We start from the raw sequence: 7575 nt of genomic DNA, 5'->3' as shown, positions 1-7575 counted from the left end.
GGTAAAGAGGCCTTTTCAAAAATCATTCATTCCCTGAGCCGGAGAAAACACGGGAATTTTATTGCTGTCAACTGTGGTGCTATTCCTGAAGGGACCATTGATTCTGAATTGTTTGGGCACGAAAAAGGTTCATTTACAAGTGCTTATGAATCGCGTAAGGGCTATTTTGAGACCGTTAACGGTGGAACTATTTTTTTGGATGAAATTTCGGAGCTTCCTCTCGAAACCCAGTCGCGTCTGTTAAGGGTGCTCGAATCAGGTGAGTTTATCAAAGTCGGTTCTTCAAAAGTCCAGAAAACAGATATACGTCTGATTGCCGCATCCAACAAAGATTTGCTTCAGCTCGCACAGAACAATAAATTCAGAGAGGATCTTTATTACCGTTTAAGCACTGTCATTATTCAGATTCCGCCACTCAGAGCACGTAAGGAGGATATGGTTTTTCTGATTGCCAAGTTTGCTACCGATTTTGCAGAAAAGTATAACATCCCCATCATTGAATTTACACCTGAGGCTATTGAGATGATGAAAAGCCAATATTGGGCAGGAAATATACGTCAGTTAAAAAACCTGGTGGAACAAATTTCCATTCTCGAACAGGAAAGAATAATCACACCTGATATTCTGAAAGAATATCTGCCAGACACAAGTACCAAAGAACTGGTCAGATATGAAACCCCCGTCAATGAAGCCTTTGATGGTATCAAGGAAAGGGATATTTTATATAAGTTTCTGATTGACATCAAGAAAGATTTGACAGAGACGAAGGCATTGATTTATGAAGTTATCAGTACGGTCAGGTCGAAAGGAGAGGAAATAGAAAGCACTGTGGAATTGGCCGCCAATAAAATGGTCAGGACACCGGCTTTGATTGATCCCTCTATGCGTATTTTTGAAAACAGAAATATGCCCATTCCACCTCAGGTCGTTGAAACCACACCTGTTGCTTCTGAAGTTCAGGAACCGCTTTCATTGACCGAAAAGGAAAAGGAAATGATCCGGGAAGCCCTGTTAAGGCACAGAGGAAAACGAAAACCTGCTGCTGCTGAACTGGGCATTTCTGAAAGAACGCTTTACAGAAAAATTAAAGAATACGGACTTGAAGACTTGTAAGCCTTTAATATTGAGATACAAGTTATTAATGAATTTTATCCCTGTAGTGAGCCTGATACTCGTTTCTTCTTTTCAGTCTTGCAAAATATACAGTTTTAAAGGTTCAACACTTAGCCCTGACATCAAGACCTTTACTGTTGAACCCTTTGTGAATCAGGCAAGCATAGTTGTCCCCTCACTTGCAAATACTTTTACTGAAAAACTCAAGGAAAAAATAATCAGGGAGCTGAATCTAAGCCATACCGATCAGGATGGACAAATCATTTTCAAGGGGTTCATTACGTCTTACCGTACAGGACCAGCCAGCGTTACCAGTAGCGACAAGGCAGCCGCAACCCGCCTGACGGTAACCGTCAGGGTAGTTTTTGAAAACAGTGTTACACCTGATCAGAATTTCGACATTTCGTTTTCACAATACATCGATTTTGACAGTAATCTTGATCTTTCTTCAATTGAGAGCCAGCTGATTGACGAACTCAGCGATGCAATCATACAGGATATTTTTAACAGGGCAATTAATAACTGGTAGTTATTCATGGACCAGGGGAAAATTAAACATTATCTTGAAAATCCATTTGCATTGATGAAAAATCCGGATGCTGAAGCGCTGGAAGAATGCCTGAATGCTTACCCTTATTTTCAGTCAGCAAGGATACTGTATCTGATAGCCAGAAACCAGCAGGAGGGTATATTTTCAAAAGAATTGCTGATGATAACGGCTGTTTATGCCGGAGAGCGGGCAAATCTCTACAGTTTAATTACACAAAAGTTTAATACTGCCTATGATCCTGAAGAAAATTTAGAAGTGAAGATTGCTCAGTCGCCTGTTAAAAAACAAAGTACCGAACTGATAGATAAGTTTCTGGAACAAAAACCACAGATCACACGCCCGAAAGCTGAATTTTACAATGCTTCTGAAAAAGCCGCCAAAAGCATCATTGAGGAAGAGGAGTTTGTTTCTGAGACCCTTGCGGGTATTTATACAAGGCTTAAAAAATATGATAAGGCCATAAATATTTACAGGAAATTAAGTTTGATTTATCCTGAAAAAAGTAATTACTTTGCACTCCTGATAAATAACCTTGAAAATAAAATAGACGAATAAAATGTTAACATTTTTTGCCATTCTGTTGATTATTGCTGCACTGGTGCTCATGCTGTTTATTCTGGCTCAGAATCCGAAAGGAGGGGGACTATCTTCCACATTTGGCGGAGCCACTCAGATTGTTGGTGCTCGTCAAACTGCTGATTTTCTTGAAAAAGCAACCTGGTATGTGGCCATCGGAATCCTTGCTGTGATTCTTATTTCCAATTTCTTTATCCCCAGAGGACAAAGCATTGAAGAGCGTCAGTCGAAAATGCAGGAACAAATAGAAAACATGGCACCTCCAATGCCCGAATCGACTGCTGAGCAGGAACAGGGCTCGCCAAGTTCTCAGCAGGAATAACTATACCTTTATTGTTCATTGAATATTTTCTTTTTATCCTTATTTAAAAATAATCATGTCAGTTGAAATCAGGGAAGTTTTAAGCAAAAAAGATTTAAAAACTTTTATACATCTTCCCGCAAAACTTCACCGGAATGAAAAAAACTGGGTGCCCCCGGTTTACATGGATGACAGGATATATTTTAACCCCCGGAAAAACAAGTCATTTTCTTACTCGGATACCATTTTGCTTCTGGCATATCAAAACGGTAAAGCTGCTGGCCGGATCATGGGGCTCATCAACCATCGCTACAATGAAATCAAACAGGAAAATCATGCCCGTTTTTGCTGGTTTGAAGGATATGAAAATGAAGAGGTTGCAATAAGCCTGCTTCAGGCAATTGAAACATGGGCAAAAGATAAAGGTTGTTTGCGGCTGGTGGGACCCTTTGGCTTTTCTGACAAAGACCCTCAGGGTTTTTTGATTGATGGCTTTGAGTACCTGCCGGTGATTGCCTCTAATTACAATAGCCCGAAAGCACCTGAATTTATGATGAAAAGCGGATATGAAAAAGAGGTTGATCTGGTGGTTTACAAACTCGATATACCGAAGGAACTGCCCGATTTTTATCAGAAAATTTATTCCCGAATATCCGGAAATGGCGATTACAGACTGGTGGAATACACCAAACGCAGCCAGCTTAAAAAACATATACGTCCGATTTTTTCCCTTATCAATGAAACATTTACACATATTTATGGCTTTATGCCTTTCGAAAAAAAAGAGATGGATGATTTTGCAAATCGTTATCTGGCAGTCATTAAGCCGCAATATGTAAAATCTGTCATGAAAGGAGATGAAATTATTGCCTTTGTCATTGGTATGCCCGACATCAGCGAAGGAGTGAAAAAAGCAAAAGGGTATGTTTTGCCTTTCGGATTTTTCCATATCCTGAATGCCCAGAAAAAAACAAAGCGGCTTAGTCTGTTGTTGGGTGCCATCAATCAGGATTACAGGGGAAAGGGGCTTGATGTTTTAATGGGGACGAAAATGATTGAATCGGCATGGAAAGGGGGTTTTGAATACATTGATAGTCACCTTGAACTGGAAGAAAACGCTGTCATGCGTGCCGAAATGGAAAAAATGGGCGGAAAAGTGTATAAGAAATTCAGAGTTTTTGGCAAAAACCTTTAATTGTTTTGCCGGATGGCACTGGTGAAAGTTATTCAGGAACGATGGGAATCCCAGATAGGTATCTGGAAGGTCGAAGAAAGTATAGAAGAATTAAAAAATAAACTGATTCTCAATGAGGAAGAAATCAGGTTTTATAATTCTCTTAACAAGAACAAAAGAAATCTTCACTGGCTGAGCAGTCGTGTTTTACTGCGTACTTTACTAAAAACTGACGAGTTTATTGAAGTTTATGGAGACAAACATGGAAAACCTCATCTGGTTAACCTTGATTACGAAATTTCCATCTCCCACTCTTACGATTATGCAGCTGCCATGATTAGTAAAAAAAAGGTTGGAGTTGATATTGAAAAAATAAAGCCTGTCATTTCTAATATTGCCCTTAAGTTTTTACATGAATGCGAATTGAAACAAGTTGATATTCAATCGGATATAAAGAAACTTTATGTGTACTGGTGTGCCAAGGAATCGGTATTTAAAATGAATGGGAAAAAAGGCCTTATTTTCAGGGAAGACATTGTCATTGACCCGTTTGATTTCAATGAAGATGGAGATAAGGTTTCGGCTTATTATGTTACAGATGGTAAAAAAAATGATGTAGTTATTGATTATCAATTGATTGATGGCTATATGCTGACTTATGTGATTCAGGATTAAAGATGAAAAGTTTTCAGATAATATTGTTGATGCTTGTTAGTGTTCAGATTACACATGCACAATTGAATTCCTTTGAAAAAGAATATTTTTCTTCTGCTGTGTTTCAAAAAAATCATTCTGATAATGATTATTACAAGTGGCATAAAGCACCTGTTTACATTATGTCAGTGATGGCTTTTGACTTAGGTTTTCTGCTGATAAGCGGTATGGCTGACAGTCCCATGCGTCTTTCCAATTTCAAAGAAGCTTTTACCAAACCGCCTGTTTTTGACGATGATCCTTTCTGGGTGAATTATATTTCCCATCCGTTGATGGGCTCGGAATCTTATTTAAGAGGAAGAGAATCCGGCTATGGTTGGTTCGGTAGTTTTTTGTTTTCAACAGCCATGTCGTTGACCTGGGAATATCTGATTGAAAGCTGGACTGAACGACCTTCAATAAATGACATGCTTGTTACATCAACAGTTGGCTCGCTGATAGGAGAGGCACGTCATCAGGCAAAGATGAGGATGAAAATGAAACATCATTGGTTTGTTGACCCTCTTCATACACTGGTAATCAATATTTTTCCTCCCAAAAGGGAAGTCATGCTCAGCTTCTCGTTACGTTTTTAATATGGTTTACTTTTCTCAAAGCATTAACTTTTCTGAATAAAATCAAGGGAGTGTCCTCTTTTCCTCGCTGAACTCTCCAAACTTAAATGGATAATTGCTCATTTTGTTTTTCAACCTCAATTTCATTTCATTAACTACATTTTGATATTCAGGGAGATAGGCGAGATTTCTCTGTTCAAAAACATCCCTGTTAAGGTCAAATAACTGATCTGCATCAAAATAAGCCGGGAAGTCAAGGTCTAAATTATAAACCAGACCATTCCATCCCCAGACCATTCCATCCCAGCCGATTTTTCTCCTTGTACCACTATTTTTACTTCTTTGTTCATCTGCTTTCATCTTTTCCATAGCAGTCAGAGGAGGCCTGTTGGCGATATATTTATAATCTTTTGTAACAATGGCTTTCGAATACGATATTTCAAGATAAATTTCCTGCCGCCAGGGAATTTTACCCGAATTTTTTTTGGGTGAGAGAAGCGCTATCAGACTTCTGCTGTCTGAGCCGGGAATTGAAACTTCTTTTTTGTCAATCAGGCTCAGGACTGTGGGATAAATATCCGTTATCAGGCAAAGTTCATGAATTTTGGTTTTGGGTTTTATCAGCGGAGGGTAATAAATAAAGGTAGGAACCCTGCAGGTTTCGTAGCAGGTATATTTTCCCCTTGTCTGCTGATCTGATGTAAAAATAATCATAGTATTTTCATCAATTCCGTATTCTTTCAGTTTGTTCAGAATGACCCCGATGAAATCATCAATATAAGTGGCCATGCTGAATGCATCGGGTAAAAAATGAAGCTTGTTTTTTCTTTTTGCTTCCGGATAGGAATGTCCGCTTTCGGGAGCTTTTTCCAGAATGCCGGCAGGTGTCATCAGCGGGTCCCAGTTTTTAAAGTCATAATATTGAGCATGCGGAAAAGGCAAAGGGAGATAAAGGAAAAATGGCTTATCCTTATAACTATCAAGAAATCGAATGACTCCTTCTGTCATCCATTCGAGGTTGAGGATGGCAGGATTGTCATAAAAAATTCTGTCGGCATAATCCCATCTGAGGCTGTCGGTTAAGAATTTCTGTATGTAGGCATAGTCTTTTCTGATTCTCTGATATTTCAGACTATCGTTAAAATCCTCTGGTGAGTAAGGGATTAGAATTGGCTTAAAGTTGGCACCGTTATGCCATTTCCCGATAAATGCCGCCACATAATTCCTGTCGTGCAGATCATCGACAATGGTTCTTTCATCCGGAGAAATAAAGGAATTCCATCGAATAAAGGCAGGTTCGCCATTAGGGGTTTGCATTGAAATAAAAGGACTTTCATACGCCTGACGGCCTGTGAGCAGGGCATATCTGACAGGCGTACATACGGAAGAATTGGCATAAAATCTTGTAAATACAGCCCCGTTTCCGGCAAGTTTATCAATATTAGGCATGAAAAAACCGGTTTTTTCCCATGCTGATTTTACTGCATTTTTTATTTTGTTCTTTCGTGCTGAATAATAACAGGGTGAATAGTCCATGTTATAAAAGTTAACTTCATCAAAATCAAGATCATCGAAGACAATAACAATAAAGTTTGGTTTTCTTGTGGATGACTCCTGCCCGGTTTTTTTCTGGCAGGAAATAAGAAAAAACACGGTTAGCGGCATCAGGATCAAAAAGGTTTTCATCATTTGCAGTTTCGAAGATTTTCAATAATTGTTTTCATCTTTCTTACGGCAATTCCCCTGTGGCTGATTTTGTTTTTTTCATCAGGAGAAAGCTCGGCCATACTTTGCTCATAGCCATCCGGGAGGAACAAAGGATCATAGCCAAATCCCAAATTACCTCTCATTTCATCGAGGATATGTCCATGCACAACTCCTTCAGCAATTTTGATAAAATCAGGATGATAAAGTGTCAGTACACAACGAAAGCGGGCAGTTCTTTTTTCAAACGGAACACCGGAAAGCAGGCTAAGCAATTTCAAATTGTTTTTTTTGTAATCTGCTTCCATCCCTGAAAATCGGGCTGAATAAATGCCCGGTGCGCCATGGAGATAATCCACTTCTAATCCGCTGTCGTCTGCCAGGGCAGGAATACCTGTAAATTCAAATATTTCCTTTGCTTTCTTTAATGAATTTTCATGAAAAGTTTTGCCATCTTCCACTACTTCAGGCAAATCAGGATAATCGGCCATTGATAATAGCTCAATACCGAGGCCTTTCCACTCCTGACGGATTTCTTCAATCTTATGCTGATTTTTTGTGGCAATGATAATTTTCATCATGTTCAATATTACGAATAGATTTTTGATCTGATCAAAAGTCATTTCTTTTTTACCGTTTTCAGCGATAAAACAACTGTTGTACCGGCCAAAGCACAAATAGTGACAATGATTTTGACGGGATCAGACGTATAAAAAAGATGATGGATATTGAGGTCATGGCTATCATCAGTATGATGGAGATGAGTTTATTCCGGAGGCTGATGCCTTTTTTTTGGGAAAATCTTTTAATAATGAGCCGAATATACGATGATTGTTCAGCCAATGATAAAGTCCGGGCGAACTTTTGATAAATGCAGCAGAAGCTAACG

9 protein-coding genes are annotated in these 7575 nt (G+C 39.0%); 7 read left to right on the top strand and 2 right to left on the bottom strand.

All coding sequences use genetic code 11. From position 1 onward, the window contains the following. The 7 genes from GX437_07280 to GX437_07250 form a co-directional block, all read left to right on the top strand. The coding region (locus GX437_07280) for a sigma-54-dependent Fis family transcriptional regulator (GenBank protein NLJ07454.1) at positions 1–1113 on the top strand (1113 nt) is incomplete at its 5' end. A 28-nt stretch (positions 1114–1141) separates the two neighbouring features. Beyond that, the gene (locus tag GX437_07275; protein NLJ07453.1) at positions 1142–1642 is read left to right on the top strand and encodes an LptE family protein; all 501 of its coding nucleotides are present in this window, start codon (positions 1142–1144) and stop codon (positions 1640–1642) included. Between the two features lie 6 nt (positions 1643–1648). Beyond that, positions 1649–2218, top strand: coding sequence for a hypothetical protein (locus GX437_07270; GenBank protein ID NLJ07452.1), 570 nt, complete (start codon positions 1649–1651; stop codon positions 2216–2218). A 1-nt stretch (position 2219) separates the two neighbouring features. Further along, a complete protein-coding gene (gene secG, locus GX437_07265) occupies positions 2220–2561 on the top strand; it encodes a preprotein translocase subunit SecG (protein ID NLJ07451.1) in 342 nt (113 codons plus the stop codon). 55 nt (positions 2562–2616) lie between these two features. Beyond that, positions 2617–3735 (top strand): hypothetical protein, encoded by a 1119-nt coding sequence (locus tag GX437_07260; protein NLJ07450.1) that lies wholly within the window; start codon positions 2617–2619, stop codon positions 3733–3735. Between the two features lie 12 nt (positions 3736–3747). Beyond that, a complete protein-coding gene (locus GX437_07255) occupies positions 3748–4389 on the top strand; it encodes a 4'-phosphopantetheinyl transferase superfamily protein (GenBank protein NLJ07449.1) in 642 nt (213 codons plus the stop codon). A gap of 2 nt (positions 4390–4391) precedes the next feature. Beyond that, positions 4392–5003 carry a DUF3943 domain-containing protein gene (locus GX437_07250; protein NLJ07448.1) on the top strand — a complete coding sequence of 204 codons (612 nt, stop codon included), beginning with the start codon at positions 4392–4394 and terminating at the stop codon, positions 5001–5003. 42 nt (positions 5004–5045) lie between these two features. Here the strand turns inward: GX437_07250 and GX437_07245 are convergent, their stop codons facing one another. Next, the gene (locus GX437_07245) at positions 5046–6671 is read right to left on the bottom strand and encodes a sulfatase-like hydrolase/transferase (protein NLJ07447.1); all 1626 of its coding nucleotides are present in this window, start codon (positions 6669–6671) and stop codon (positions 5046–5048) included. Continuing rightward, positions 6668–7264 (bottom strand): XTP/dITP diphosphatase, encoded by a 597-nt coding sequence (locus GX437_07240; protein ID NLJ07446.1) that lies wholly within the window; start codon positions 7262–7264, stop codon positions 6668–6670. Before GX437_07240 ends, GX437_07245 begins: the two co-directional genes overlap by 4 nt. Positions 7265–7575 lie beyond the last annotated feature (311 nt).

This window comes from Sphingobacteriales bacterium (assembly GCA_012517435.1).
Classification (GTDB): Bacteria; Bacteroidota; Bacteroidia; order CAILMK01; family JAAYUY01; genus JAAYUY01.
This window is presented reverse-complemented; position numbering and strand designations above follow the sequence as displayed.

What these genes read in the sequence shown, in the direction of transcription:
- GX437_07275 (NLJ07453.1), top strand. Translation starts at nt 1,142, where the DNA reads ATGAATTTTATCCCTGTAGTGAGCCTGATACTCGTTTCTTCTTTTCAG.
- GX437_07270 (NLJ07452.1), top strand. Translation starts at nt 1,649, where the DNA reads ATGGACCAGGGGAAAATTAAACATTATCTTGAAAATCCATTTGCATTG.
- secG (NLJ07451.1), top strand. Translation starts at nt 2,220, where the DNA reads ATGTTAACATTTTTTGCCATTCTGTTGATTATTGCTGCACTGGTGCTC.
- GX437_07260 (NLJ07450.1), top strand. Translation starts at nt 2,617, where the DNA reads ATGTCAGTTGAAATCAGGGAAGTTTTAAGCAAAAAAGATTTAAAAACT.
- GX437_07255 (NLJ07449.1), top strand. Translation starts at nt 3,748, where the DNA reads ATGGCACTGGTGAAAGTTATTCAGGAACGATGGGAATCCCAGATAGGT.
- GX437_07250 (NLJ07448.1), top strand. Translation starts at nt 4,392, where the DNA reads ATGAAAAGTTTTCAGATAATATTGTTGATGCTTGTTAGTGTTCAGATT.
- GX437_07245 (NLJ07447.1), bottom strand. Translation starts at nt 6,671, where the DNA reads ATGATGAAAACCTTTTTGATCCTGATGCCGCTAACCGTGTTTTTTCTT.
- GX437_07240 (NLJ07446.1), bottom strand. Translation starts at nt 7,264, where the DNA reads ATGAAAATTATCATTGCCACAAAAAATCAGCATAAGATTGAAGAAATC.